The organism is Paenibacillus glycanilyticus NBRC 16618, assembly GCF_004000805.1.
Classification (GTDB): Bacteria; Bacillota; Bacilli; order Paenibacillales; family Paenibacillaceae; genus Pristimantibacillus; species Pristimantibacillus glycanilyticus.
The window spans coordinates 1-26,170 of record NZ_BILY01000029.1 but is presented as its reverse complement, the minus strand read 5'-3'; the positions used below and the strand labels follow the sequence as shown (position 1 = coordinate 26,170).

The following is a 26,170-nucleotide window of genomic DNA, read 5'->3' as shown; positions in this document are numbered from 1 at the left end:
TTATCAAGGACAAGCACATCCGAGTGTTTAGTTTGAAGCCTAATTACAGCATGAGCGACAACAGCTGCTCTTTCGTAATCGGACCGAAGTAGAAGTTCACGTCGATCTCATCCAGCAGCTTGCCGAGCGATTCCGCGTCGTAACGCGTGCCGATCAGCTTCGAAGTCACTTCGCTTGTCTCGCCTCTGCCGAAGAAGTCGCCAAATACGGCGGCATCCACGATTTTGCCTTCTTCCACCTGCAGGCGTATGTCGTAGGTGCCCGCGCCTTCAATGCGCTTTGTCTGACGGACGTTAAAGGCAGGGGAGCGGCCGTAATTCCAGTCCCAGCTGCGGTAACGCTCGTCAGCCAGCTTCCGGACATTCGCCCAATCCTCTTCAGTCAGCTTGTAAACCGGAATTTCCGGCTCGCCTTCGAATATCGACTCCAGCAAATATTGTCTCAATTCCTGAATGGTCATTGGTTCTTTCAAAAATTCCGAGATGTTGGCAACGCGGCTCCGAATGGATTTGGTTGCTTTCGAGACGTATTTCTCCGCATTAACCTTAAGCGCCGAAACGACGTTCTCAATCTCCGAATCAAATAAAAGAGTGCCGTGGCTGAACATTTTCCCTTTGGTAGCAAATTGGGCGTTGCCGGAAATTTTGCGTTCGCCGACCTGAAGGTCGTTGCGTCCCGACAGCTCCGCGTCTACGCCAAGCTTGCGCAATGCGCGGACAACGGGCTCCGTGAACTTCTTGAAGTTGTGGAACGACTTGCCGTCATCCTTCATGATGAAGCTGAAGCTGAGGTTCCCGAGATCATGATAGACCGCGCCGCCTCCCGACAGCCTGCGCACCACATGGATGCCGTTCTCGTTGACGTATTCGGCGTTAATTTCCTCAACCGTATTCTGATTCTTGCCGATAATGATAGACGGCTCGTTAATGTAGAACAGCAAATATTCGTCTTCCGGCAGCGAACGTAAAATATATTCCTCGAGCGCCAGATTCAGCGTCGGGTCCGTGATATTGTGATTGTCGATAAAGCGCATGCGTGATTCTCCTCTTCCTATTCCGTCCTGCTCCCATTATAACCCTCACGGAAAGATTTTTCATGCGGGAGCGGACAAAATGTTGGCGCGTCCTATCTTACACGCTGCGTGCTTTGCCGCCTTCCCCGATCCAGGTTTTCTTCCAGTCCAGCTGGGCAATCGCAAGCATAATGACGCTTAACAGCGCTATGCCGCACAAAATGAGGAAGCCCGGCGTGTAGGAGCCAGTGGACTGATACAGGTTGCCTAGAATAAGCGGCAGAGCATATCCGCCAAGTCCGCCGGCTGCGCCAACGATCCCGGTTACCAGTCCAATCTCGTCGCCGAACCGCTGCGGTACGAGCTGGAACACGGAGCCGTTGCCGGCGCCAAGACACATCATGCCTACGAATAACAGGCCAATCACGAGATAGAGAGGCGGAAGACTCGAAATCGTTGCGAGCATAACAGCCGCTCCCGTATACAAAATCATTAGAACCTTAATGCCGCCAAGCTTATCGGACAAGTACCCTCCTATCGGACGAAAGAAGCTGCCAGCGATGACGCACAGCGTAGTGAAATCTGCTGCTTTGACGGCAGACAAGCCGTATTGGGTGTTGAAGAAGATCGTCAGGTAGTTGGATAGGCCAACAAAGCCGCCAAACGTAACGCCGTACATGATGCAGAAGAGCCAGGTATCGCGCTGCTTCAATATTTTTGCGTATTGTGACAGCTTTTTTGGAGCGGGCTGGTTCGGGCTGTCTTTCGCGAAGATCGTAAAGACGATGAAGGCGATTGCGATCGGAATAAGCGCAAGGCCAAAAACCACTTCCCAACTGCCGAAATGCTGGGCGATCCGGTTGGCGAACAAGGTGGAGAAGACCGTTCCGCTGTTGCCCGCGCCGGCGATTCCCATGGCGAGACCTTGATATTGAGGCGGATACCAGCGGCTTGCAAGCGGAAGCGCAGCGGCAAACGATGCGCCTGCGACGCCAAGCATGAGAGCAACGATATGCAGATCCGACAGGGAATCAACAAATTTCCAGCCCCATACAAGAGGGATCATCGTAAGCAGCATACCGAGCTGTCCGGTTCTCTTTGGTCCGATATAGTCGGTAAGGAAGCCGAACACAAGGCGGAGAATGGAGCCGCCAAGCACCGGCAGGGCAACGAGGTTGGCTTTTTGAACCGGCGTCATATCATAATCTCCGATAATAACGACGCTAAGCGGCCCAATCAGTACCCAGATCATAAAGCTGATATCGAAATACATAAAGGCGCTAAATAATGAAGGCTTATGACCGCTTTTCCAGAACGACGTAGGGTTACTCATAACCAATTCCCTCCAATGGATATATTTCTGTTTTTCGGTTGCAGACGCGCGTTCCCGGGGCGAGAGTCTGATTTTCGTTTCATTTCAACATTAAAAAAAGGCCGCAAACTGCCCTTGCGGACAGAAGCGGCCTCTTTGCCGAAGGCGGTACAGCATTGTACCCACCGGATCGTACGGTCACATCATTGTGAACCCAATTCGAATTATAGGTGAATTGTCAAATGCATGTCAATAAACTTAACACCAAATTTTAAAATATTCTTAAAACAAAGCGGTATTCGATATTTTTATGTAACTTATATTGACATGTAAATAAACTTCCATTATGCTCAAAACAAAAGTTCAGCACAACGATGTGCTGTCGACCTTGGCAACGGAGCCCGCTTCCTTATTTATATAGGAAACGGGCTTTTTATGTTCATTTTGTGCGGTGGGGAGGGAATGTCTAATGACTACCTTGCAGAAGCAGCAGCTTGTTGTATCCGTAGAAGAAGCGCTTCGTCATTTGTGCGGGGGAGCGTCCCCCGTTCGAACCGAAAAGCTGCCCTTGGAGGATTGCGTGGGCAGGGTGCTGGCGGAAGATTTCTTTACGCCGTTTCCAATGCCGCCGTTCCGCCGGGCTGCTATGGACGGGTATGCCGTACGCTCTCAAACCTTGCTTGAAGCCGGTCCGGGCAGTGAGGTCATGCTTAAAGTGATTGCGGAGGTTAAGGCGGGCACATCCAAGGAATGGGCTCAGGAGTGTACCGTAGACCGGCCGGTTAATGATAGGGATGCCGTGCGGATTTTTACGGGTGCGCCCGTGCCGCATCGTTACGATACCGTTGTCATGCAGGAAGTGGTTACCCCCATTTACGGAGAAGACGGGAAGCCCCTGTGGATCGGAATAGACCGTCCGCATCCGGCAGGCCGACATATCGCGGAAGCCGGAGAGGATCTTGCCCCAGGCAAGCTGATTCTTGTGAAAGGAACCGTGATAGGGGCAAAAGAAATGGCGGTGCTGGCCTCTTACGGGCAGGCTGAAGCGGTTGTGCGCGTGAAGCCCAGGATCGTTGTTCTGCCGGTTGGCGATGAGCTTCAGGAGCCGGGTACGGCGCTTTCCGCAAACCGGATTTATGACGCTAACGGACTTGTAGTTTACGCTTTCCTGAAGCAGCTTGGCGCTCAAGTCACCCGCCGGAAGCCGGTTCCGGATCATCCCGCCATTCTGGCTAATGAAATCAGGCTTGCCGCGGAGCAGGCCGATATAGTTATAACGACAGGCGGGATATCGGTCGGTGACCATGATTACGTTGAGCGGTCCGCTGCCAGCGCCGGCTTTGTGCCGATGTTTACGAAGGTGCTGATGAGACCGGGAACCCCAACCTCCGCTTTTAAAAAAGAGGGCTGTCTGCTGCTTGGTTTGTCGGGTAATCCGTCCGCTTGTTATTCCGGTCTTGAGCTGCTGGTGAAGCCGGCCGTTCAATGGCTCAAGGGAATGAAAAATTACCGCAATCAGTGGTTAAAAGGTAAGCTGGAGGACTCGGTCGGCAAGCCTTGCCCTTATCCCCGATATATTCGCTCGATAGCAACCATGGAGCTTGGGGTATGGCGAATTTCACCGCTGCCCAACGACAAATCGGGGAATATTGCGGCATTCGCGGAAGCAAACGCCATTGCCGTAATCCCGGCGGGCGGAAGAGGTGCGGCGAAAGGGGAAATCGTTTCTTTTCTATTACTAACGCATATGGCAAACGGAGGATTAACGTTGTGACGACAAGGAAACTAGCGGTAATCGGCAATGGAATGGCAGGCGTAAGATGCGTAGAGGAGATAGACCGGTTATCGCCCGGAGCCTTCGAAATCACGATTATCGGGGATGAGCCGCATCCGAACTACAATCGGATTATGCTGTCGAAAGTGCTGCAGGGCGATACCTCCATTTCGGATATAACCATCAATGACTTTGCCTGGTATAAGAAGCGGGGGATCCGGCTGCTGCTGGGCGAGAAGGCTGTGCGGATCGATGCGGTTGGAAAAAGCATTTATCTGGAATCGGGCAAGACGGTGCCTTACGATGAACTTATATTGGCAACGGGATCTTCGGCTTTTGTCCCGTCGATCTCGGGTATTCAGAAATCTGGCGTAACGGCCTTTCGCAACATAAAAGATTGCGAGACGATGATCGAAGCCTCGGAATCCTACCGGAGAGCGGCGGTTATCGGTGGCGGTTTGCTGGGGCTGGAAGCTGCGCGCGGTCTGCTTAACCTGGGCATGGAGGTGCATGTCGTTCATAATGCCTCCTATCTGATGAACAGGCAGTTGGATGCGATGTCGGCCGATATGCTGAAGCGGGAGCTAATGCAGCAGGGCATGCGGTTCTGGATGGAGAAGCGGACGGAGAAAATTATCGGCCGCAAAAGGGCGGAAGGGCTGTTGTTCAGTGACGGCACCAAGCTCGTGGCGGATCTAATTGTCCTGGCTGTAGGGATCAGTCCCAACATCACGGTAGCCGTTAACAGCGGAATTGCCACGAACCGGGCAATTCTTGTCGACGATTACATGCGGACCAACGTGCCTCATATCTATGCGGTTGGAGAATGCGCGGAGCATAACGGGACGGTATACGGATTGGTCGCCCCGCTGTACGAGCAGGGCAAAGTGCTGGCCAAGGTGCTTACAGATACGGACACCGGGCCGTACAAAGGCTCCATTCCTTATTCCATGCTGAAGGTGTCCGGGGTGGACGTGTTCTCGGCAGGAGACATTCAAGGCGATGTTGAGGTGGCGCTGCAGCAATATAACGGTCTTCAGGGCACCTACAAGAAAGTAACCGTCAGAAACGGAAAAATAGCCGGTGCCGTCTTGTACGGGGACAGCTCTGAAGGAATGAAGCTGCTTGATTACTTAAAGAAGAAAACGGATGCGAAGATACTCCTTGAGAAGCCAGAGGGGGCATCCGGCGGTGCCGATGAGGCTGTTGTTGCGATGGCCGATCACCAGACCGTATGCTCGTGCAACGGCGTCAGCAAGGGAGCTATCGCATGCGCGATCCAGGAAGACAATTTGCAGACGGTCGAGCAGATCCGGGATAAGACAAAAGCATCCGGCTCGTGCGGCGGCTGTAAGCAGCTCGTTGGCGCGGTGCTGGCAAGCGTGCTGGCGGGAGCGGGAGGCGGAACTAAAAAGGTAGTCCCAATCTGCGGCTGTACCGAGCTTGGTCATGAAGAAGTAAAAGCCGAAATTGCGAAACGGGAGTACGCAAACGCGGCGCAGGCAAGAGAAAAGCTTGGATGGAGCAAGGCAGACGGCTGCGTCGTTTGCCGCGGCGCCATTCCTTATTATATGGGATTGATCCAGGAATCCAAAAAGACAGTAAGCCCGTTGTTGGACGATGAGCGCAAGGAGTTATCATGGGATACCCGGGAACTCAAACTGCCTTATCCGGTGCAAACCGAGCGGTCTGCCCATTATTTGAAGCCTTCGGACGTCCTGGTCCGGGATTTTGGGCTTGCCGCCGTACCTGCCGGCTGGGAGGTTTACGTCGGAGGCCATTCGGAGCATCCGGTCAAGCAAGCGCAGCTGCTTGCGGTTGAGGCGGACGAGGAGCAAGCCATGCAGCTGGCGGCAGCCTGTGTTCAATGGTACCGGGAATCCGCTTATTACGGGGAGCGTCCTTGGAAATGGCTTGAGCGAATCGGCCTCCAGCCGCTTAGGGAAAAGCTTCTGGATCGCGGAGAGCAAGAAGATTTACTCAGCCGGTGGCAGGCGGCGGAAAGGGCGGAGATGGTATGGAGCGGCACGTAGAAACAATGACATTCTCGGTGGAGCAGGCGAGGCAAGTGATGGCCACGCAATGTCCCTTTTGCAGCGTGCAATGCAAGATGGAGGTTGTGGAGGACCGTTCGGGACGGCGGCCGACCTATCAGGTAACGGCGATCCCGAACAAAGCTTCGGAAGGCCGGTTATGCGTGAAAGGGATGAACGCGTATCAGCATGCGGTCAGCAGGGAAAGGCTGCTTCACCCGATGATTCGCAAAAACGGCAAGCTGACGCAGGTGACGTGGGAAGAAGCTCTCGAGGCAGTCAGCAGCCGGCTGTCCGGATTGCAAGCGGAGCATGGCGCCCATGCCGTTGGTATGTACGGCGGCGGATCGCTTACAAACGAATCTGCTTATTTGCTGGGCAAGTTCGCGCGGGTAGCCCTGCAGACCAAATATATTGATTATAACGGCAGGTTTTGCATGTCGGCGGCGGCATCGGCGGGCGTAAAAACCTTCGGCATCGACCGCGGCCTGACAAACAAGCTGTCGGATATTCCGCTAGCCGAATGCATTATTTTGGCGGGGACTAACATCGCGGAATGCCAGCCGACGCTGATGCCGTATTTTACGAGAGCGAAGGAAAACGGGGCCATCATCATTGTTATTGATCCCCGAGTATCGGCCACCGCTTCTATCGCCGACGTTCATCTGCAGGTGAAGCCCGGTATGGATGCGGCTCTGGTGAACGGCATGCTGAAGGTTATTTTTGACGAGAAGCTGATTGACGAAGCCTTTATCAAGAGCAGGACAAAGGGCTTTGCCGAGGTGAAGGAGCATCTGGATTCGCTGGACCTTAGCGAAATGGCGGATATTACCGGCGTAAGCTTGGAGCTGATCCGCAAAGCGGCAATCAGCTTTGGCAAAGCGCGTACGGGAATGGTCTTTACAGCCCGCGGCGTCGAGCAGCATGCGGACGGGCATATGGCCGTAAGAAATTTTCTTAACATGGTTCTGGCCACGGGCAAAATCGGCAGGGAAGGCTGCGGCTATGGCGCGGTGACCGGACAAGGGAACGGACAAGGCGGACGCGAGCATGGGCAAAAGGCGGATCAGCTGCCCGGCTACCGATTGATCGAAAATCCCGAGGACCGCGCTTATATAGCGCGCGTATGGGGGATTGAACCGGAAGAGCTTCCCGGCAAAGGAGTATCCGCGTACGAGATGATGGAGCTTGTTCATAGCCGGGATATAAGAGGGCTGTTCGTCATGGGCTCTAATCCGATTGTATCGAACCCAAACGCCGTTCTGGTGGAAGAAGCGCTGGAACGGTTGGAATTCCTTGTTGTTGCGGATATGTTCCTCTCGGAAACCGCAAAGCTCGCCGATATCGTACTGCCTGTGACGTCCTATCTCGAGAATGAGGGAACGATGACGAATCTGGAGGGCAGGGTTCTGCTGCGGCCGGCTGGCCGTCCGGCTCCGGGTGAAGCGCGTCATGACTGGCAGATTCTATGCGATTTGGCTTATTGGCTTGGCAAAGAAAAGTATTTCACCTTCCGCCAGGCGGAGGATATTTTTAATGAGCTACGCATGGCAAGCCGCGGCGGCATTGCGGATTATTACGGCATTACGTACGAAAGGCTCCGCAAGGAGGAAGGAATCTATTGGCCATGCCCTTCTCTTGACCATCCGGGAACACCGCGGTTGTTCGGAGAACGATTCGCCCATCAGGACGGGCTTGCCGTATTCCAGTCCGTAGACAGTCAGTCTCCGGCCGAGCAGCCTAATCATGAATACCCGCTGTACATGACAAACGGCCGAATGCTGTCCCATTACCTAACGGGAGTGCAGACGCGAAGAAGCCCCGTCCTGGCTGCCCGCGAGGTGGAAAACATATTGGAGATTCACCCGTCGACAGCGCGGAAATACCGGCTTGAGGATGGCGTGCTCGCCAGCCTGCAATCCGTCAGGGGAACGGTTATCGTTCGCGCGAAGGTGACCTCGGATATTCGCGAGGATACGTTATTTATCCCAATGCATTGGGGAGATGCCCAGAACGTGAATCGGGCAACCCCTGCTCTGCTGGATCCGAATTGCAAGATGCCGGATTTCAAGACAAGCGCGGTAAAGGTTCAGCCTCTTGCCGAGTATTTGTTGGAGGAGCAGGAGAAGGGGCTGATGAAGGAATGATTGGCGGCATTATATTGGCCGGTGGCCAAGGCAGGCGAATGGGCGGATTAATGAAGGCGCTCCTGCCGATCGGCGGGCAGTTTATGATTGAGCGCGTTCGTGAAAACATGCTGCCCTTATGCGGCAGCGTGACGGCCGTGGTCGCGTCGGAGGATCAGGCTAAGCTCCTCTCCGGCTTGAGGCTGCCATGCCTGATTGATGCGGCGCCCGGTCAAGGTCCGCTTGCGGCTCTTCATACCGCTTTTGAATACAATTGTTATTCCGCGCTGTGGGTATCCGCTTGCGATATGCCTTTCGTATCGGGTAAGGCTGCCGCTTTATTGCGGCATCGGATGGAAGAGAGCGGCAGTCTGGCTGCCGTGCCCGAAGTGAATGGTCGGCTTCATCCTCTTCATGCTATTTACCGCGCGGAGTGCCTGGAACAGGTTGAGCGTTGTCTGTCGGAGGGCGATTACAGCATGAACGGATTTCTGAAGCGGATCAACTATGCCAAGGTTCCGGAGGAGAAGTTTAAGGCGGCCGGCATTTCCTTTAGCTTTGTTGACAATATTAATACGCCGGAGCAATACGAAGAAGCGAAAATTCGAAAGGAGGTGTAGCCATGGCAGCAGCCGTGTATCAGATTACGGGTTATAAAAATACGGGCAAAACAACGCTCATGTGCCGGCTGATCGATTATTTGGCGTCCCGCGGAATTAAGGTCGCCACGGTTAAGCATGACGGCCATCAATTCGAGGCAGAGCCGGCGCATGCGGATACCGCCCGGCACCGATCCTCCGGAGCGGTCTGGTCGGCGATTACTTCGGCAGACCGGACGGCTATTGTGAAGGAGAAGCCTTCCGCATTGCTTGAGCTGATCGGAGAAGCGCCGGCGGAGGCTTTTATCCTTGTTGAAGGGTTTAAGGCGGAGCGGTTGCCGAAGCTTGTAATCGTGAGGCGGGCGGAAGACGAACGGCTGCTGGGCGAACTGAAAGGCATTACGGCAGTAGCGGTCTGGCCGGGGTATAATTTGCAGGAAGAAGTGATTCCGGCAGGGGCCGAGTTATTCGAGATAGACGATGTGCAGGGGATAGGAGATCATATACAGATAAAAGGTTCGAGAAGACAGTCCTGAACGGGACTGTCTATTTTTTTGCATCCTGAGAAAAACTTTTTCGGTATTGAACCGTATACAATACTTAACGAAGAAACAGCAGCAGGAGGCGAACCCATGTTTCAATTATTCATCTATATCGGCTGTGGATTTATTTTGATATCCGGAGTGGCTTTGGGAGCCTGGACAACGCCTGAGCAGCAAAGAAGCAATTTTAATTCGGAGCAGCCAGCGGATAAAAGAATGAGAAACAAAGTTGCTACCTGGTCCTTTGTGCTCGCTTTGGTCTGTCTCGCAATTGCCGGACTGATCAACTGGCTGGATTAAATAGAAAGCGCCCCGTTTATGACAAACGGGGCGCTTTTTCTCGTCAGCTTTCCGGAAAGGGTGTTTCCGAGGGGTTCGTCGAAACGGAGGGAAGGCGGATGACGGCTTCCGTTCCAACCCCTTTGGTGCTGCTGAAGCGGATCGAACCCTCCATAGCCTCGATAATCCGGAAGGTGACCATGAGACCAAGGCCCGTTCCCTTGGATTTGTTGGAGAAATAGGGCTCGCCAAGCTTGTCCAGCTTCTCGGGATCAATCCCTTCGCCATTATCGATTACCCGGATGAGAACCTCATTGTCTTCCTTGTTGGCCAGAATGGATACGGCTCCGTCAAAGCTGGATATAGCCTCCAGGCTGTTTTTGATCATATTTATGATTGCCTGTTTAAACTTCTCGGCGCTGCCGAGCACATAAAGGTCCGGTTCCGCGATGACTTCAAGCCTTGTGCTTTGCATTGCGGCAAGCGGTGAGATGATATCCTGAATCTGATTCAATTCTTCCGAAATATTCAAGGTTTTTATATCTTCAAGATGAGGCTTGGCGAACGTGAGGAACTCGGTAATGATGCTGGACGCGCGATCGAGCTCTTGTACGGCCAGCTGCAGGAACTGCTTCTCCTTGTTTACGGCCTTTTCTCCTACCAATTGAATGAATCCGCGCGTCACCTGCAGCGGATTGCGTACCTCATGCGCGATAGAAGCGGCCAGATGGCTGATCAGCTCCATTTTCTCCGCGCGCTGAATTTCCCGGTTGAACATTTCAAGCTCCTTGGAATATTTAACGAGCTGGTCGTGGTTGCGGGAGAATTGCCTGCCCATCACGGCAATGAGCGACAGCAGGAAGGCGAGCAGCCCCCACTTCCAATAGATCAGATGATAGGTCTCATCCCTGAAATAGATAATAATTTCCGAGATAAACACGCTGAAGAAGACGGAGTATCCGACGGAAATCATAATCGCGTCCCGGTTCCCCTTCCAAGCGTAACCAATCGCGTGAACAGTCAGAATGAGAAATTGAATAGCGGCGATAAAGGTAAGCGGTACAACTTGAAGCAAGCTAAGGCTTATGCCCGGAACAATGGTTTTGCCAAGCGCCCATAACACAATAACCAAGACCGTAACCGGAATAAGGACGATTCTGAATTTTTTTATAATGCCGTGAATGCCAGGTCCAAGAGTCTGTTCGAAAAAGACCGCGAGAGCAGGAGTAAGCAGGAACAGGGCTAGATCAAACAAATCGAGAAACGGTTTTCCGTAAGCATAATAATGGTGGTATAGAGCGGGAGAGTAGGCTAGTATAATTTCACCCAGGCATAAGATGATCAGGCATAAAGACATCCACAGCACAATTTGCTCGCGTTTAAGAAAAAACAGGCAAGTCATCATGATTAAGGCAATGAACATAAACGAACCGCCATAGACCAATTCAATCAATCCGTAACGCTCATATTCGGGAAGCATCTGATTGTAATCGCCGATGACCATTTCAGGCTCCAGCGATTGTCTCTCATCGGATAAACGGAGCAGGATCAGCAAGTGATTGCCTTTTGTCGCATCGGACAGAGGGAGCAGCGTATAGTTCACATCGTAAGGATACGATCTTTCCATGTTATAGAGCAGGCCTTCCCGATGTTCAAAAGCTACGCTGACAGCAGTCCCGTAAGCACGTTTTATCCATATTCCCGGCGTATTCCAATCCAGGGACGGAAGTGTGATGCGCAGGATCAGGGCATCGGCACCGGCTGCCCGCTTCTGCATAGGCTGGTCTTTGTCTGCATGCTGCCATTTTGTCGGGTCTCCCTCTGCGATACATTCCGGTTGATAGGGCTCCTTAGGCTTGTACAGCCACTGGTAGTCCCATTCCTTGATGACGGAATAGTTTTGCTGGGGTTTCTCTATGGAAGAGACATGTTGAATCTGGTAGACCGAACATATAACCAGTACAATTATGCCTGTAATCAGAAGAATGGTTGATCTCATTACCGTCACCTACAGTTGATATTTCTGTCATCTTTTACCATACTTGCTAATTCGACAAAAATCAATATGATGCAACAAAGTATATATCACCTTCATACTTGAGTGCTATAATAAAGCCATTTAAATTGAGGCAGGGGCGGTGTAAAGCATGGCGGTAAGCGAGTATTACGCGCGTAATGGCGAGGTCAGCATTCATTATTACGATTCAAGAGACGAAGCGGATGAAAGGTTGGTTCCGATTGTAGTCTGCCCGGGATTATCGGAAACGGCGGAAGAATATTTGGATTTTATGGAAGCGGCGGCGCCAAGGCGATGCATTCTATTATCATTCCGCGGAAGAGGGAAAAGCGATACCCCAGAGGCTGGTTACGATCTGAAGGATCATCTGACTGATCTGGAATCCGTCGTGAGGGATGCCGGGGTGAAGAGCTTCCATCTGTTTGCTTATTCAAGAGGGGTATCCTATGCGCTGCAATACGCCCATGCCTATCCAAGCGATGTGCGTTCCTTTATCGTTGGTGATTATCCGCCCGAACATCGGGCGATGCCTGACGGCTGGGCGGAGGACTATATCCATCATTATCTGATTCCATATAACCGGACATCTAACATACGGGCTGACGCAGTATGGGGAATACAACGGGAGTCGGTTCAAATTCCGCTGGATCAGCCATTGCAGCTGCCGCTTATGGTGGCAAGGGGACAACGGGAGGGCTCGTTGGTTACGGAAGAGGATCTGGCCAGGTACAAACGGATGAGTGAAGCGGTCAGCGTGAAAGAGTACGCCCGGTCTGACCATGCGCTGAAGGGTGAAGACAAAGCATTGTTTTACGCGGATATTATCCGGTTTGTTAATGAGCAGGACGGAGGTACGGAATAAGAAAAAAAAGTAATTGCAGGTCGCAACTATTGTATGTTATAACTATTGCGGGTGATGTAGGAATGGAACAATTGCCGCAGTATGTGGATGTGCGCGAAATACTGCAAGGCGTCGTTAGAAGATTCGGCCTGCAGCAGAAGGGCGGAGCCCAGGGATTCGGGATTTCCGTTATTCAAAGCCATATTCTGTATGAGCTGCACAAGCGTCCGAATCTATCGTTGAATGAGCTGGCAGATGTGCTCTGCGTGGAAGCAAGCACGTTAAGCAGGCAGGTCCAGCAATTGGTTGAGCTTGATCTGCTCAGTCGCGAACCGGATCAGAAGGACCGTCGATACGTAACCTTAACCTTGACGGCAAAGGGACATGAGCAGCAGAAGGCCGTTGCGGAAGCAATGGAAGATTATATCTTAAGCATTTTTCAGTATGTGCCCGCAGATAAAAAAAGGCAGGTGCTCGAAAGTCTTCAGCTATTAAATGAGGCGATGGGGCAAAGTTCTCATTGCTGTTTACCTCCTCTATAGAGGAGTTTATTTTTGGATAATAGTTGCAAATTGCAATTATTAACGAATCGATATGAATTAAAGCGGGGAACGACAAGTGGCATTTATAGCAATTATTCTTTTTTTGATTACGTTAACGTTTGTTATTTGGCAGCCGAAAGGGCTTGGTATTGGCTGGTCAGCCGCAGGCGGTGCTGTACTGGCGTTGCTTTTTGGCGTTGTCAGCTTTGCGGATGTAGGAACCGTAACCGGCATTGTATGGAATGCAACGATTGCTTTTATCGCCATTATCCTGAACTCGTTGATCCTTGACGCAATTGGTTTCTTTGAGTGGGCAGCCCTTCATATGGCCCGTCTAGCTAAAGGAAACGGCAGAAGAATGTTTGTATACGTCATTATGCTTGGCGCAGCGGTATCGGCCTTTTTCGCCAATGACGGAGCAGCGCTTATCCTTACGCCAATTGTGCTCGCCATGGTCAGGGCGCTTAAGTTCGACAGTAAAATGATCCTGCCGTTTATTATGGCCGGTGGTTTTATATCGGATACGACGTCATTGCCCCTCATTATAAGCAATCTGGTAAATATCGTTTCGGCCGATTATTTCGGAGCGGGTTTTGTGGAATATGCCAGCCGGATGATCATCCCGAACCTCTTCTCGCTTGGCGCAAGCCTTCTTGTGCTGTATCTTTTTTACCGGAAAAGCATTCCCGCGGATTACGATGTCCGCGAGGTGAAGGAACCAAGAGAAGCGATTAAAGATCACAAGCTGTTCCGCTTGTCCTGGATTTTGTTGGCGATTCTGTTTGTTGCCTATCTGGCCAGCGAATTTATTCATGTGCCGGTATCGATCATTACGGGGGCCGTGTCTTTGGTCTTCTTGCTGTTCGCCCGCCGGAGCCCGGCGATTCAGACCAAGAAGGTGTTGAAGGAAGCTCCATGGACCGTTGTTGTGTTTTCGATTGGCATGTATGTCGTGGTCTACGGGCTGCGAAACGCGGGACTTACGGATGCGCTTGGGAACATCATTCAAGCCATTGCCGACCATGGACTTTTTGCCGCAACGATGGGTATGGGCTTCCTGTCGGCGATCTTATCCTCCGTAATGAACAACATGCCAACGGTAATGATTGATGCCTTAGCGATCAAGGGGACAGCTACGGCAGGCGCGATCCGGGAAGCGTTGGTTTACGCGAATGTGATTGGATGCAATCTGGGTCCAAAGATGACGCCAATCGGTTCGCTGGCCACCTTGTTATGGCTTCATGTTCTCGCAAAGAAGGACGTGAAGATTTCATGGGGCTCTTATATGAAAGCAGGCTTCGTATTAACCGTGCCGACCTTGTTTATCACGCTGGCCGGGTTATATATCTGGCTTGAGTTTATTCATTCGTTTAACGTGTATGTTGGCTTTGCGATTGCAGGATTCCTATTGGCAGCGGGTGTTGCCCTCGCCTTTTTCTTCAGGTTGAAATCCGGCAAAAAACAAGAAGCGGAAAAACAAATGGCATAGCCATGACAGGAGGATACGGATGACAGCAAAACCTATCGTATATTTCCTATGTACGGGCAATTCGTGCAGAAGCCAGATGGCGGACGGATTCATGAAGCTGCTGGGCGGAGACGAATTCCAGGTGTACAGCGCCGGCTTGGAAGCGCACGGACTAAATCCGAAAGCCGTGCAAGCGATGAAAGAAGCGGGAGTGGATATTTCGGGCAATACCTCCGATGTGATTGATGTCGAATTATTAAACCGGGCTAATTACGTCATTACATTATGCGGGCATGCGGACGAGCATTGCCCGGTCATTGCCAATGAAAATGTCGTTAAGTGGCACTGGGGATTTGACGATCCGGCGAAGGCTACCGGCACCGAGGAAGAAATCATGGTCCAATTCCGTGCCGTGAGGGATGCCATTCATGATCGAATTAAACAATTTGTAGATGAAAAAAGCTGCCGTTAAGGCAGCTTTTTTATTAATCCTCAGGCTCATTCATGCCGCGGACGTAAATCACGTAACAGCCCCGGTCTTCGTCAATTTCGGTTGATGTCGTAAACATGGGACCGTAACCCGGAACATCTACGATGTCCTTCAGCAAGTAACGGATAACCTCATAATGGTTGGCGCTGCCGATCTCGGTCAGCTTGCGTCCCCGCTCGTTAGGCTTCCTGAATTCGATATAAATGCCGCGTCCCCGGTAGTTGGATTCGTCTCCGTAATTCTCGTTTGGCCCGATGCGTTTGACGATCAGCATTTCTTCTTTTTCCTGCATCTCGTTTGAGGTTAATTCGTATTGAACTCCGTTTGCAATCAGGTAGGTGCATAATTGACGGGCATACATCTCATCGATTCCAACGGAAGCGGCAGGATACTCCATTAACGGCTCGTATTCATTAAAGCCTTTGTCGACAAAATAAATTAATTTATTCATCTCTCTCACTCCGAATCAAAATGATTTCACTATCATACCATCATTTTATGGAAACTTTAACTTTTCTTGCTGCATCCCTATTAAAATATGATATAACTTTATAGGAACTATGAAGCTTGGAGGATACCAGTTTATGAATTTAACTCAAAAAGCAATGCTTGGCGTCTCTGCCGTTGCCATGGCTACCGCCCTTGCGGGCTGCGGTCAAACAACGACTTACCCGCGAACGGCTCCGCCAACGGACAGCCAATGCAGGGACTGGGAGTGGGACAGCAAAAACGGCGTATACCGCTGCGACGATTCCAGCTCCTCTTACTACCGGAATTATTACTATGGCAACAGCTATTATTCCTCCCGATCGGCGCTGCAAAAAAGCAGCTCTTATTCTGCTTATAAATCCAGCATTACAAGCAAAACGAGCTCCGGCTTTGGCAAAGGCAGCTCCATTGGCGGAGGCTGAACGTGGACCAATTCGCCAAGGCGAGAAACGCCTTTTATTCCGGAATTAAAGATTATTGGGCAGATTTGTATGGCGAAGAGTACTCCCTTTACGACCTATACGGCATGACGAAAGAAGAGGTTCATAAAATTCGCGAATCGACGAACCGCATTGGCTATATTTTCTATAAGACCGCGCAATTGCTTCGGACCGTGGATGACGAGACTTTGCTGATGCTTGGTTTCCCGCGCGAAACATTGGCGTACATAAGAATCAGAAGCTTATCGGTCGAAAGCGTTATCGCCAGACTGGATCTGGTTGGGACGGGAGAGACGTACAAATGCATGGAGATTAATTCGGATACCCCGACCTTCATCAAGGAGCTCCATCATGTAAATGGCCTGGTCTGCGAGGTCTTTGATCACCATAATCCGAATAAGGGCTTTGAGAAGCAGCTTGCGCTTGCGGTTGAGAAAGCGGTTGTCGAGAGTCTGGAATACCTCGGTGAAGATCCGAATGATCCTCGCATCGTGTTCACGGCCCATGGAGATAACGTTGAAGACGCCAATACGGCTCTTTACTTGCAGAGCTTTCTGCCCTTCCCGTCGAGCTTTGTTCCGCTTGATCAGCTTCAAATTATCCGGCATGTCGGGTTGTTTGACGGAGAGGGAAATCCCATTCACGTGCTGTATCGCCAAACCTTCCCGGTAGAGAATCTTATTGAGGATGAAGATGAGGAAGGGAATCCGATCGGATTATGGCTGCTGGAGCTCATCGGGCAGAAGAAGGTCGCAGTCGTTAATCCGCCGTCCGCCTTCCTTCTCCAATCGAAGGCCGTGCAGGCCATTATTTGGGGACTGCATGAAGAAGGGAGTCCTTTTTTTACCGAAGAAGAGCACCGATGGATCGGAGAGCATTTTCTCCCTACCTATCTGGAGCCGGACCGCTTTCTTGAAGGCCGGACGAAATACGTGATGAAGCCTGCGTTTGGACGCGAAGGGGATACGGTCAAAATTTTCGAAGGCGACGGTACGGTAGCGGCGGAGGATAGTCATAACTCCTACGCTCATTACCTTCCGGTCTATCAGGAATACGTCGAGCTGCCAACCGCCAATTTCCGGACGGTAAAGGGAGAACGTGAAGGCTCGTACATGTACGGCAGCTTTTTAATCGGAGGAAATGCGGGCGCCATAGGCATTCGCATCGGCAGCCCGATTACGGATAATTTATCTTATTTTTTGCCGGTTGGCATTACTAAATCAGAGTAAGGAGATAAATAGGAATGGACACTAATTTATATGTGGATTTTTTGCTTTATTCATTGACGGGTTTCGCCATTATGATAGCAGGGCTGCTCTTGTTTGAACTGACAACGAAGAATAAGGAGTTTGCCCTTATCTTTAAAGGAAATGCTTCGGCAGCCTTGTCGCTTGGCGGCAGGCTGGCAGGTCTCGCCATCGTAATCCGCGCGGCTGCGGAAAACTCGGTATCGCTCTCCGACATGCTGCTGTGGGGCGTGATCGGGATCATTGCGCTCGTTATCCTCTACTACTTGACGGAGCTGATTACTTATTTATTCGGCAAGGGGCTTAAGGTGAACGTGACCATCTTTAAAGCCATTGAGCAGAACAACATCGCGGTAGGCATTCTTATTCTGCTTATTTCGTGCAGCGTAGGCATGATTATCGCCGGATGCCTTACTTATAATCCGGATTTGCTCGGGTAGCTGCAATATTAAAGTGAATTCTAAGAGACTTTCGGTGTAAATTCCGGAAGTCTCTTTTTGCGTCAATTCTATTAAATATTTGGTATAATTGGAATTGTGTGCAATGCGAATAAAGAGGGAGCTGACAATTTTTTGATCACGAAAATAATAATATCCAATTGGTACTCTAAACTATTGATCTTAGCGATGTTTGTGACATGTACCTTACCATTGTCAATTGCTGAGGCTCAAATAGCCTCAAACAAGGGCTGGAAAGCAATTGCGGTAGGGAGTATTCACAGTGTGGCAGTGAAAAATGACGGGACGGTATGGCAATGGGGCGATATTACGACGTATAGAGGAGCAGAAGGTTCAGAAACGAACTTATATGCGCTGGTTCCGGTGCAAGTGGCAGGATTAGTGGATGTTATTTCAGTTGCAGCGGGTCAAGTGCATTCACTGGCGCTCAAAAAAGACGGTACGGTGTGGACGTGGGGCGGTAATCATGAGGGTCAGTTGGGAAATGGCAATCATCAAAGCTCTGCCATTGCTCAAAAGGTGGAGGGGTTAACCAATGTTATTGCCGTTGAAGCGGATTGGACCCGAAGTTTTGCGGTTAAATCAGATGGTACCGTTTGGGGCTGGGGAGGATTTTATACGGAAGATTCGTTAGGCAATATCAGTTCTTCGGAGCAGCCGGTAAAACTGCCTGGATTAAGCGACATTGTAACTATATCCTCAGGGTATGGCAGCTTTGTAGCACTCAAGAAGGACGGGACGGTATGGCAATACCAGACTCAATTGCAGGGAATACAAGATATTATCCAAGTAGCTGTAGGGGCTGAATATACATACGGATTAAAAAAAGACGGTTCGGTCTGGTATTGGGGATCCGATGGCGAAGGGCTAGTTAACGGGGTCTCTGTCTCAGAAGACTCGGCTCCTAGGCTGATTGAAGGCGTCAAAGACATTGTTGCCATTCAAGCGAGTGCGGGTGGACCGCTTATGCTACGGAGAGACGGTACGGTTTGGGCTAGCGGAACAAATTCCGGCGGGCAACTGGGCAATGGAACTTGGGAGTCCAGCGATGTGCCTGTTCAAGTAAAAGGACTAAAGAAAATTACGAATATCGCAGCCCACGGTATTGGGTTCCGTTCAATGGCGATTCGAGCAGACGGTACATTATGGGCATGGGGCGGCGGTTTTGTCGGAGATGGTAAAAAGGGCAGCCGTACGATCCCGGTTGGAATCGCGAGCTTCCCAAATCAAACTTTGGATCAGGATCCTATCTTTGTGGAAATTGACGGAAATATTTTGCAATCCGATCAGCCGTCTGTAAGTATTAAAAATCGTACAATGGTACCTCTGCGGGCAATTATGGAAGCATTAGGCGCGGAATTGACCTGGAATTCCTCTACTTCTTCTATTACGGTGAAGAAAGGTGAAATTACTGTTAAACTAACAGTTGGCCAAAAAACGGCATACGTAAATGATAAGAAGGTCACTCTAGATTCCCCGCCTGCTTTGGTTAACAATAATACAGTTGTTCCTGCCAGATTTGTAAGCGAATCTTTAGGAGCGAAAGTCGGATGGGATGAAAAAGGGAAGACGGTAGTCATTACAACTGCTGAATTAGCCCAGACTTCTTGACATGCGTCAAACGAAATATTATAATCGGGTCTAACCATGTTTTTCTATACTTAATGGCGTTGAAGAGGAGCAGTAATGTCGCGGAGCAAGGCTAAGAGAGCCGGCGGATGGTGCAAGCCGGACCTGCAGCGATATGAATCTCGCCTTGGAGCTTTGCGTTATTATTACGCAACGAATAGCCTGCGTTAAAGGCAATGAGTGAACGAAAGGCAAAGCATGCCGGACGTTAACTAGGGTGGTACCACGGGAATAATCTCTCGTCCCTAGCGATAATACGCTAGGGGCGGGAGTTTTTTTATGTTTGTGATGCGCTCGCGCACACTTTTTAGGAGGAAATGATGATGAGTCAGGAATTTCAAGGCTACAACCCGCTGGCGGTAGAGCCGAAATGGCAGAAGTATTGGGATGAGAACAAGACATTTGCAACAACGGAAGATCCGGGCAAGAAAAAATTTTACGCCCTTGATATGTTCCCTTATCCGTCCGGCGCGGGCCTGCACGTAGGTCACCCGGAAGGTTACACGGCTACGGATATCGTATCCCGTTACAAACGGATGCGCGGCTATAACGTTCTTCATCCGATGGGCTGGGACGCGTTTGGTCTGCCGGCGGAGCAATACGCTCTGCAAACGGGACGCCATCCGCGCGAGATCACGGTGGAGAACATCAACAACTTCCGCCGCCAGATCAAATCGCTTGGCTTCTCGTACGACTGGGACCGCGAATTCAGCACAACGGATCCGGATTACTATAAATGGACGCAATGGATCTTTATCCAACTGTATAATAAAGGACTCGCTTATGTAGCCGAAGTACCGGTTAACTGGTGTCCTGCGCTGGGTACCGTACTGGCGAACGAAGAAGTGATCGACGGCTTGAGCGAACGCGGCGGCCACCCGGTTATCCGCAAGCCAATGCGCCAATGGATGCTGAAAATTACGGAATACGCCGAGCGCTTGCTTGAGGACTTGGAAGAGCTCGACTGGTCGGAAAGCATCAAAGACATGCAGCGCAACTGGATCGGCAAATCGACTGGCGCGGAAGTAACTTTCGCCATTGACGGTCATGATGCTTCGCTTGTCGTATTTACAACGCGTCCGGATACGCTGTTTGGCGCAACTTACTGCGTACTGGCACCCGAGCATGAGCTGGTTGCGGCAATCACGACGGCTGACCAAGCCGAAGCGGTTGAGGCGTACAAAGAAGCGGCGGCTCGCAAGAGCGATCTGGAGCGTACCGACCTTGCGAAGGACAAAACAGGCGTATTTACGGGCGCTTACGCGATCAACCCGGTTAATGGCGCAAAGACGCCAATCTGGATTGCCGACTACGTGCTTGCGGGTTACGGAACGGGCGCCATTATGGCGGTACCAGGCCATGATACCCGCGACTGGGAGTTTGCGAAGCAGTTCGATCTGCCAATCCTTGAGGTTGTTCAAGGCGGCGACGTAACGAAAGAGGCTTATGCAGGCGACGGTCCTCACGTCAATTCCGATTTCCTGAACGGTCTGAACAACGAAGATGCGATCAAAACGATGATCGAGCATTTGGAAAGCTCGGGCAAAGGCCACGGCAAGGTCACTTACCGTCTGCGCGACTGGCTGTTCAGCCGTCAGCGCTACTGGGGTGAGCCGATTCCGATTCTGCACCTGGAAGACGGCACCATGAAGCCGGTTCCCGTAGATCAGCTGCCGCTTGTATTGCCGGACGTAGATGCGATCAAGCCATCCGGCACCGGTGAATCGCCGCTTGCGAACGTTACGGAATGGGTAAACACGATTGACCCGGAGACGGGCATGAAGGCTCGCCGCGAGACAAACACGATGCCTCAATGGGCTGGAAGCTGCTGGTATTACCTGCGCTTTATCGATCCGAAGAACGAGAACGAAATTTGTTCGCCTGAAAAACAAAAGGAATGGCTGCCGGTTGACCTGTACATCGGCGGCGCGGAGCATGCGGTGCTTCACTTGCTCTACGCGCGCTTCTGGCACAAAGTGCTGTACGATCTTGGCGTCGTAAACACGAAAGAACCGTTCCACAAGCTGGTGAACCAAGGCATGATTCTCGGCACGAACAACGAGAAAATGTCCAAATCGCGCGGCAACGTTATTAACCCGGATGATATCGTGAACGAATTCGGTGCGGATACGCTCCGCATGTACGAAATGTTCATGGGACCTCTGGAAGCGACGAAGCCTTGGAATACCAACGGCGTAGAAGGCACATACCGCTTCTTGAGCCGCGTATGGCGTTTGTTCGTCAGCGAAGACGGCAGCGTAAACGCGAAAATCGCAAACGACGGCGAAACAACAAAAGCGTTCAAGCAAATATGGCACCGTTCCATCAAAAAGGTGACCGATGATTTCGAGAACCTGCGCTTTAACACCGCGATCAGCCAGTTGATGATTTTCGTTAACGAAGCCTACAAAACGGATGTATTGCCGGTTGAAGCCATGAAGAACTTCCTGCAAATGCTGTCCCCGCTGGCTCCGCATATCGCTGAAGAGCTGTGGGAGAAGCTGGGCGGAACGGGCTCCATCACTTACGAGCAATGGCCTTCGTACGAAGAAGCATTGACCGTGGATGATGAAGTTGAAATCGTCGTGCAAGTGAACGGTAAAATTATCGAGCGCGTTTCCATTGCAGCCGATACGGCGGAAGCAGAGATGGAAAGCCTCGCCAAAGACATGGATAAAGTGAAAGAACTGATAGAAGGCAAAACGATCCGCAAAGTGGTCGTTGTCAAGGGCAAGCTCGTTAACATCGTAGCGAACTAAATAGCAAGCAAAAAAAGAAGAGGTGAGCGGCCCAGCAGCGCAAAATGTGCTACTGTCCGTTCACCTCTTCGCCGTAGAAAGCCGTATTTATTTTGGCGACGTCTTCGTCGAATTTTTTATGCGTCGTCCGGATCAGCCGGTTGAAGGTGCCGTCAAGCTCACGATTCAGCAGCTGCAGGGCCTGGGCCGTAATTCCTCCGGGAACGGCTACTCTCTTCTGGATATCTTCCGGAGATAGTCCGCCTTCCGTCAGCAGAAGTCCCGTGCCGAGCAGCATGTTGCTTGCAACGCTGATTGCGTCCTCGCGGCTGATTCCCGTTTCGCATACGGCGGCATCTACGAACTGCTCGACCAGATAAGCGAAAAAGGCAGGTCCGCAGCTGGAGAGGTCCGATACGATCCGGGTGTAAGGCTCTTCGATAGGAAGGGGCTCGCTGATGAAAGCAAGCATATCTTCGATAAGGGTCTGGTCCTCTTCCGTAATGCGGGAGCCGTAGATGCATAAGGTGGCTCCACTCCAGACAAGGTTGGTGACGCTTGGAATAACCTTTGCGATTTTGCAAGGCAAAAGCTCTTCCAGATGCCCGATCAGAACCGGGCTTGTTATGGATATAAGAAGCTGCTCCGGCCGCAGGACCGGCAGAAGATCATCAATCACTTTCTTATATTCAAGCGGTTTGACGCATAAAAACAAAATGTCGCTAACGCTTGCGGTGCTTGCATTCGAACGCTCGGCTCTCATTCCGGGATATCGTTCAGCAAGCGCCTGGGCTTTGGCGTAGGTGCGGTTGCTGATTACGATCTGACACGGGTCGAGTGCTCCAGATGCGACGAAGGCTTCGATAAGCAGGCTTCCCATCGCGCCCGTCCCAATGAATCCGACATTCATGCTCAGCCCTCCTAACAGATTTGCTCTTTTAACCTATTCCTCAAGACTTGCCTAATATGACATGGAAATGCTAAAAATCCCCTTTTTTTTGGGTAGAAGGAGTGTTCGCAGTGGCTCGTTTCCTGCAAGGACGTCAAACGAATTCGAATAAAAACGGATTTATAATCCCTCTATTTCTTGTCGCGGCTGCGGTTGTAATGCTTGCTGCAGCCTTCGCGCAGCCAAAGGAGAAAGCGCCGGATGAGTGGGTGAAGCTAAACCGGGAGGTTGGCGCTGCCCTGCAAATGAATGAAGAACCGGAAGCGGCAGTGGAAAAGGCGGATCTGCCGGAAAAAACGAAGGAGATCGGAGCGCAGTTGCCGAACGCCCAAACTGGGAGCATTCATGCGGAGGCTAATGCCGGAGAGACTGCAGGGAAAGAAGAAGTCTCGTCAGGCAAGCTTGATATTAACCGGGCAACGGCCGAGCAGCTGGATACGCTGAAAGGGATTGGCCCGGCAAAAGCGCAGGCCATTATCGCCGACCGGGAACAGAATGGACTTTTTTCATCCGCGGATGATCTTCTTAGAGTGAAGGGAATAGGCAGCAAGCTGCTTGCCGGAATAAAAGATAGCATTGTCGCATCGCCATGATTATGAGAGAATGGGACAAGGTGCAGGGAGGTTTTCCCAGGCCTATATAACCATATTCGGGCATTAAGTTCGATTCCATTGGACTACCCAAACCGAGCCGTTTGCTTTGAAATGGTTGAAGCATGTCCATCCCATATACCAAGGAGTTGTTGCACATGACGAATCAAGAACAAAACAAACGTTCGCTCGACACATTGGCTGTCCATGGCGGACAGGAGATTGACCCGACTACTTTTGCCCGCGCGGTTCCGATTTACCAGACGACCTCTTACGGCTTCCGTGACACGGATCATGCGGCGAACCTGTTCTCGCTTCAGGAATTCGGCAATATCTATACCCGCTTGATGAACCCGACAACGGATGTATTCGAGAAGCGTATCGCCGAGCTGGAAGGAGCGCCTGCCGCACTCGCCGTAGCGTCCGGACAAGCTGCGATTACGTATTCGATTATGAATATCGCGGGAGCGGGAGACGAGATAGTATCCGCTACCAGCCTTTACGGTGGTACATACAATCTGTTCTCGACAACCCTTCCGAAGCTGGGCATTCAAGTCAAGTTCGTAGACCCGTCGAATCCCGAAAATTTCCGTGCGGCCATTACGGAACGGACAAAAGCTTTGTATGCGGAAACGGTAGGCAATCCGAAGGGTGATATCCTTGATATCGAGGCCGTAGCGGCTATTGCTCACGAGAACGGCATTCCGCTTATCGTGGACAATACGTTCCCGAGCCCTTACTTGCTCCGTCCGATAGAGCACGGCGCGGATATCGTGGTTCATTCCGCAACCAAATTCATTGGAGGTCACGGTACATCGATCGGCGGCGTTATCGTGGACGGCGGCCGTTTCGACTGGAAAGAAAGCGGCAAATTCCCTGGCCTGACCACTCCGGATCCTAGCTATCACGGCGTTGTGTACACGGATGCGGTTGGTCCGATTGCTTATATCATTAAAGCTAGAGTACAATTATTGCGTGACATGGGCGCTGCCCTGTCGCCGTTTAACTCGTTCCTGCTGTTGCAAGGTCTCGAAACCCTGCATCTGCGCATGGAACGCCATAGCTCAAACGCCTTGAAGGTTGCCCAGTTCCTGGAGTCGCACGAATCGGTGGAATGGGTAAGCTATCCGGGTCTCGAGAGCCATCCTTCTTATGAGCTGGCCAAGAAATATTTGCCGGACGGCCAAGGCGCCATTTTGACCTTTGGCATTAAAGGCGGCATCGATGCCGGCAAGAAGGTGATCAATTCCGTGAAGCTGTTCTCGCATTTGGCGAACGTCGGCGATTCGAAGTCGCTTATCATCCATCCCGCAAGCACAACCCACCAGCAACTGTCGGCTGCGGAGCAGGAAGCGGCAGGCGTAACGGCCGGGTTGATCCGCCTGTCGATCGGCACGGAAGGCATTAAGGATATTTTGGCTGACCTGGATCAAGCCTTGCGCGCAAGTCAATCGAACTAATACAACGATATCATCTATATACATCTAGATAGAGGCAGCTCCGTCGGGTTCCTTCCTTGAGGAATCTGACGGAAGCTGTCCGGGCAAAAGGAAAAGGAGTGGAAGACATGTCAGAAGCGCAGGATGCTTCACGCAAAGACTGGGATACGTATTTTATGGATATTGCCTATATGGTGTCGACACGCTCGCGTTGTCCCCGCCGTCATGTCGGATCGGTGCTCGTGCAGGGCAAGAAGCTGCTGGGAACCGCCTATAACGGCGCTCCGATGGGCGTGCAGGACTGTTCGGAAGCAGGCTGCATGATTGCGGAAGAATGGGAGACGCGAATCGGCGACGACGGTCAGGAGCAAATGGTCAAAAAACAGCGCTGCATCCGCACGATTCACGCGGAGCAGAACTTGCTTCTCTTTACGGACCGCGCCGACCGTGAAGGATCAACGGTATACGTAACCGATCAGCCTTGCTGGACTTGCGCCAACATGCTGGCAAACAGCGGCGTGAAGGAAATTGTGTTCCATCGCGGTTATCCGAAGGATAGTGACAAGGTAAGCCTGCTTATGAGCCAGAAGGGGATTGTATTCCGTTCGCTGACGGATTACGAGCCGCCGCCGCAGGCGAGCATGAAGGTTACATCCTAACTAAATAAGCGAATGGGGAAGAACCTCCGTATGCATCTGCTTTGATGCGTCCGGAGGTTCTTTTTTTTCTGCACGGAGGAGGGATTGCCGTGAATAGACGGCCTTTAGTATGGTTTGCCGTGTTCTGGATAGCGGGAAGCAGCATGGCCGCTCATCTGAGCGTAGGGGGAGCGGCTCTGGCCATAAGCTCGGCGGCGGCTTTGTTGCTTGCGCTTGTGCTAGTTGGACAATCGACAAGGCGGCTTGCCGTTGTCTGCTTAATCGGCTGCATGCTTGCAGCCGGCGAGCGGCTGTGGGCCGATGCCCGCAACGGGAGCGCGCTGGATCTGCCGGGCGCTTCGTATGAAGCGGAAGTGACCGGCACGATTGTATCCGCGGTAGAGGTCGACGGAGACCGCGCGATGTTCCGCGTGACGGCCGATGCCGTCCGCGTGGGTGGCGAAGCGGCGCCGCGCCAGGTCCGCGAGCGCCTGCTTGTTCAAGTGCGGCTTGCCGAG

General features: G+C 51.6%; 24 protein-coding genes and 1 other annotated feature. Of the genes, 19 read left to right on the top strand and 5 right to left on the bottom strand.

Going from position 1 to position 26,170, the window contains the following annotated elements; all coding sequences use genetic code 11:
* Window positions 1–43: 43 nt before the first annotated feature.
* Together lplA and PGL01S_RS20965 are read right to left on the bottom strand one after the other, a co-directional pair.
* Window positions 44–1,033: a lipoate--protein ligase gene (gene lplA / locus PGL01S_RS20970; RefSeq protein WP_127496529.1), complete on the bottom strand. Its 990-nt coding sequence runs from the start codon at window positions 1,031–1,033 to the stop codon at window positions 44–46.
* Between the two features lie 97 nt (window positions 1,034–1,130).
* Window positions 1,131–2,345, bottom strand: coding sequence for a nitrate/nitrite transporter (locus tag PGL01S_RS20965; RefSeq protein ID WP_127496528.1), 1,215 nt, complete (start codon window positions 2,343–2,345; stop codon window positions 1,131–1,133).
* A 448-nt stretch (window positions 2,346–2,793) separates the two neighbouring features.
* On the opposite strand from PGL01S_RS20965, the gene PGL01S_RS20960 reads away from it, so the two are divergent.
* From PGL01S_RS20960 to PGL01S_RS20935, 6 genes are all read left to right on the top strand, one after another.
* A complete protein-coding gene (locus tag PGL01S_RS20960; protein ID WP_127496527.1) occupies window positions 2,794–4,098 on the top strand; it encodes a molybdopterin molybdotransferase MoeA in 1,305 nt (434 codons plus the stop codon).
* Window positions 4,095–6,131: a nitrite reductase large subunit NirB gene (gene nirB, locus PGL01S_RS20955; RefSeq protein ID WP_127496526.1), complete on the top strand. Its 2,037-nt coding sequence runs from the start codon at window positions 4,095–4,097 to the stop codon at window positions 6,129–6,131. The genes PGL01S_RS20960 and nirB overlap by 4 nt, the downstream gene beginning before the upstream one ends.
* Window positions 6,116–8,278 carry an assimilatory nitrate reductase catalytic subunit NasC gene (gene nasC, locus PGL01S_RS20950; RefSeq protein ID WP_127496525.1) on the top strand — a complete coding sequence of 721 codons (2,163 nt, stop codon included), beginning with the start codon at window positions 6,116–6,118 and terminating at the stop codon, window positions 8,276–8,278. Before nirB ends, nasC begins: the two co-directional genes overlap by 16 nt.
* Window positions 8,275–8,877 carry a molybdenum cofactor guanylyltransferase gene (gene mobA, locus PGL01S_RS20945; RefSeq protein WP_127496524.1) on the top strand — a complete coding sequence of 201 codons (603 nt, stop codon included), beginning with the start codon at window positions 8,275–8,277 and terminating at the stop codon, window positions 8,875–8,877. Before nasC ends, mobA begins: the two co-directional genes overlap by 4 nt.
* Before the next feature lie 2 nt (window positions 8,878–8,879).
* On the top strand, window positions 8,880–9,392 hold the full coding sequence (gene mobB / locus PGL01S_RS20940; RefSeq protein ID WP_127496523.1) for a molybdopterin-guanine dinucleotide biosynthesis protein B: 513 nt from the start codon (window positions 8,880–8,882) through the stop codon (window positions 9,390–9,392).
* 96 nt (window positions 9,393–9,488) lie between these two features.
* Entirely contained in the window at window positions 9,489–9,698 is a 210-nt protein-coding gene (locus PGL01S_RS20935) for a DUF5316 family protein (RefSeq protein WP_127496522.1), read from the top strand.
* 43 nt (window positions 9,699–9,741) lie between these two features.
* On the opposite strand, the gene PGL01S_RS20930 is transcribed toward PGL01S_RS20935, so the two are convergent.
* Window positions 9,742–11,676, bottom strand: coding sequence for an ATP-binding protein (locus tag PGL01S_RS20930; protein WP_127496521.1), 1,935 nt, complete (start codon window positions 11,674–11,676; stop codon window positions 9,742–9,744).
* Between the two features lie 148 nt (window positions 11,677–11,824).
* On the opposite strand from PGL01S_RS20930, the gene PGL01S_RS20925 reads away from it, so the two are divergent.
* From PGL01S_RS20925 to arsC, 4 genes are all read left to right on the top strand, one after another.
* Window positions 11,825–12,556, top strand: a complete 732-nt coding sequence (locus tag PGL01S_RS20925) for an alpha/beta fold hydrolase (protein WP_127496520.1) — start codon at window positions 11,825–11,827, stop codon at window positions 12,554–12,556.
* A gap of 62 nt (window positions 12,557–12,618) precedes the next feature.
* Window positions 12,619–13,077, top strand: a complete 459-nt coding sequence (locus PGL01S_RS20920; protein ID WP_127496519.1) for a MarR family winged helix-turn-helix transcriptional regulator — start codon at window positions 12,619–12,621, stop codon at window positions 13,075–13,077.
* A 76-nt stretch (window positions 13,078–13,153) separates the two neighbouring features.
* A complete protein-coding gene (locus PGL01S_RS20915; protein ID WP_127496518.1) occupies window positions 13,154–14,566 on the top strand; it encodes an arsenic transporter in 1,413 nt (470 codons plus the stop codon).
* A 19-nt stretch (window positions 14,567–14,585) separates the two neighbouring features.
* On the top strand, window positions 14,586–15,017 hold the full coding sequence (gene arsC, locus PGL01S_RS20910; RefSeq protein ID WP_127496517.1) for an arsenate reductase (thioredoxin): 432 nt from the start codon (window positions 14,586–14,588) through the stop codon (window positions 15,015–15,017).
* Between the two features lie 13 nt (window positions 15,018–15,030).
* Here arsC and PGL01S_RS20905 read toward each other — a convergent pair whose 3' ends face one another.
* Window positions 15,031–15,486, bottom strand: coding sequence for an RNA helicase (locus tag PGL01S_RS20905; RefSeq protein ID WP_127496516.1), 456 nt, complete (start codon window positions 15,484–15,486; stop codon window positions 15,031–15,033).
* Window positions 15,487–15,619: 133 nt separating this feature from the next.
* Between PGL01S_RS20905 and PGL01S_RS20900 the strand changes: the two genes are divergently transcribed.
* The 5 genes from PGL01S_RS20900 to leuS all read left to right on the top strand — a co-directional run bounded on the left by PGL01S_RS20900 (window position 15,620) and on the right by leuS (window position 22,057).
* Complete coding sequence (locus PGL01S_RS20900; protein WP_127496515.1) at window positions 15,620–15,946, top strand: aminotransferase yhxA; 327 nt, start codon at window positions 15,620–15,622, stop codon at window positions 15,944–15,946.
* Window positions 15,947–15,948: 2 nt separating this feature from the next.
* A complete protein-coding gene (locus PGL01S_RS20895) occupies window positions 15,949–17,193 on the top strand; it encodes a glutathionylspermidine synthase family protein (RefSeq protein ID WP_127496514.1) in 1,245 nt (414 codons plus the stop codon).
* A 14-nt stretch (window positions 17,194–17,207) separates the two neighbouring features.
* Window positions 17,208–17,651 carry a DUF350 domain-containing protein gene (locus PGL01S_RS20890; protein WP_127496513.1) on the top strand — a complete coding sequence of 148 codons (444 nt, stop codon included), beginning with the start codon at window positions 17,208–17,210 and terminating at the stop codon, window positions 17,649–17,651.
* A gap of 282 nt (window positions 17,652–17,933) precedes the next feature.
* Entirely contained in the window at window positions 17,934–19,280 is a 1,347-nt protein-coding gene (locus PGL01S_RS20885) for a stalk domain-containing protein (protein ID WP_164775543.1), read from the top strand.
* Between the two features lie 50 nt (window positions 19,281–19,330).
* Window positions 19,331–19,548 (top strand) — a binding site (T-box leader).
* A gap of 73 nt (window positions 19,549–19,621) precedes the next feature.
* On the top strand, window positions 19,622–22,057 hold the full coding sequence (gene leuS / locus PGL01S_RS20880; protein ID WP_174806583.1) for a leucine--tRNA ligase: 2,436 nt from the start codon (window positions 19,622–19,624) through the stop codon (window positions 22,055–22,057).
* A 49-nt stretch (window positions 22,058–22,106) separates the two neighbouring features.
* Here leuS and comER read toward each other — a convergent pair whose 3' ends face one another.
* A complete protein-coding gene (gene comER, locus PGL01S_RS20875) occupies window positions 22,107–22,946 on the bottom strand; it encodes a late competence protein ComER (RefSeq protein ID WP_127496510.1) in 840 nt (279 codons plus the stop codon).
* 110 nt (window positions 22,947–23,056) lie between these two features.
* On the opposite strand from comER, the gene PGL01S_RS20870 reads away from it, so the two are divergent.
* From PGL01S_RS20870 to PGL01S_RS20855, 4 genes are all read left to right on the top strand, one after another.
* On the top strand, window positions 23,057–23,578 hold the full coding sequence (locus tag PGL01S_RS20870; protein WP_244935682.1) for a ComEA family DNA-binding protein: 522 nt from the start codon (window positions 23,057–23,059) through the stop codon (window positions 23,576–23,578).
* Window positions 23,579–23,733: 155 nt separating this feature from the next.
* A complete protein-coding gene (locus PGL01S_RS20865; protein ID WP_127496509.1) occupies window positions 23,734–25,035 on the top strand; it encodes a homocysteine synthase in 1,302 nt (433 codons plus the stop codon).
* A gap of 107 nt (window positions 25,036–25,142) precedes the next feature.
* Window positions 25,143–25,673, top strand: coding sequence for a deoxycytidylate deaminase (locus PGL01S_RS20860; RefSeq protein WP_127496508.1), 531 nt, complete (start codon window positions 25,143–25,145; stop codon window positions 25,671–25,673).
* Between the two features lie 89 nt (window positions 25,674–25,762).
* On the top strand, window positions 25,763–26,170 hold a 408-nt coding region (locus tag PGL01S_RS20855; RefSeq protein ID WP_164775542.1), incomplete at its 3' end, for a DUF4131 domain-containing protein.

Excerpts from the sequence above, each read along its gene's own strand:
- PGL01S_RS20920 (WP_127496519.1), top strand. The coding sequence starts at position 12,619 with ATGGAACAATTGCCGCAGTATGTGGATGTGCGCGAAATACTGCAAGGC.
- leuS (WP_174806583.1), top strand. The coding sequence starts at position 19,622 with ATGAGTCAGGAATTTCAAGGCTACAACCCGCTGGCGGTAGAGCCGAAA.
- PGL01S_RS20890 (WP_127496513.1), top strand. The coding sequence starts at position 17,208 with ATGGACACTAATTTATATGTGGATTTTTTGCTTTATTCATTGACGGGT.
- arsC (WP_127496517.1), top strand. The coding sequence starts at position 14,586 with ATGACAGCAAAACCTATCGTATATTTCCTATGTACGGGCAATTCGTGC.
- PGL01S_RS20930 (WP_127496521.1), bottom strand. The coding sequence starts at position 11,676 with ATGAGATCAACCATTCTTCTGATTACAGGCATAATTGTACTGGTTATA.
- PGL01S_RS20965 (WP_127496528.1), bottom strand. The coding sequence starts at position 2,345 with ATGAGTAACCCTACGTCGTTCTGGAAAAGCGGTCATAAGCCTTCATTA.
- mobB (WP_127496523.1), top strand. The coding sequence starts at position 8,880 with ATGGCAGCAGCCGTGTATCAGATTACGGGTTATAAAAATACGGGCAAA.
- PGL01S_RS20925 (WP_127496520.1), top strand. The coding sequence starts at position 11,825 with ATGGCGGTAAGCGAGTATTACGCGCGTAATGGCGAGGTCAGCATTCAT.
- PGL01S_RS20865 (WP_127496509.1), top strand. The coding sequence starts at position 23,734 with ATGACGAATCAAGAACAAAACAAACGTTCGCTCGACACATTGGCTGTC.
- PGL01S_RS20900 (WP_127496515.1), top strand. The coding sequence starts at position 15,620 with ATGAATTTAACTCAAAAAGCAATGCTTGGCGTCTCTGCCGTTGCCATG.
- lplA (WP_127496529.1), bottom strand. The coding sequence starts at position 1,033 with ATGCGCTTTATCGACAATCACAATATCACGGACCCGACGCTGAATCTG.
- mobA (WP_127496524.1), top strand. The coding sequence starts at position 8,275 with ATGATTGGCGGCATTATATTGGCCGGTGGCCAAGGCAGGCGAATGGGC.
- nasC (WP_127496525.1), top strand. The coding sequence starts at position 6,116 with ATGGAGCGGCACGTAGAAACAATGACATTCTCGGTGGAGCAGGCGAGG.
- comER (WP_127496510.1), bottom strand. The coding sequence starts at position 22,946 with ATGAATGTCGGATTCATTGGGACGGGCGCGATGGGAAGCCTGCTTATC.
- PGL01S_RS20905 (WP_127496516.1), bottom strand. The coding sequence starts at position 15,486 with ATGAATAAATTAATTTATTTTGTCGACAAAGGCTTTAATGAATACGAG.
- PGL01S_RS20860 (WP_127496508.1), top strand. The coding sequence starts at position 25,143 with ATGTCAGAAGCGCAGGATGCTTCACGCAAAGACTGGGATACGTATTTT.
- PGL01S_RS20960 (WP_127496527.1), top strand. The coding sequence starts at position 2,794 with ATGACTACCTTGCAGAAGCAGCAGCTTGTTGTATCCGTAGAAGAAGCG.
- PGL01S_RS20935 (WP_127496522.1), top strand. The coding sequence starts at position 9,489 with ATGTTTCAATTATTCATCTATATCGGCTGTGGATTTATTTTGATATCC.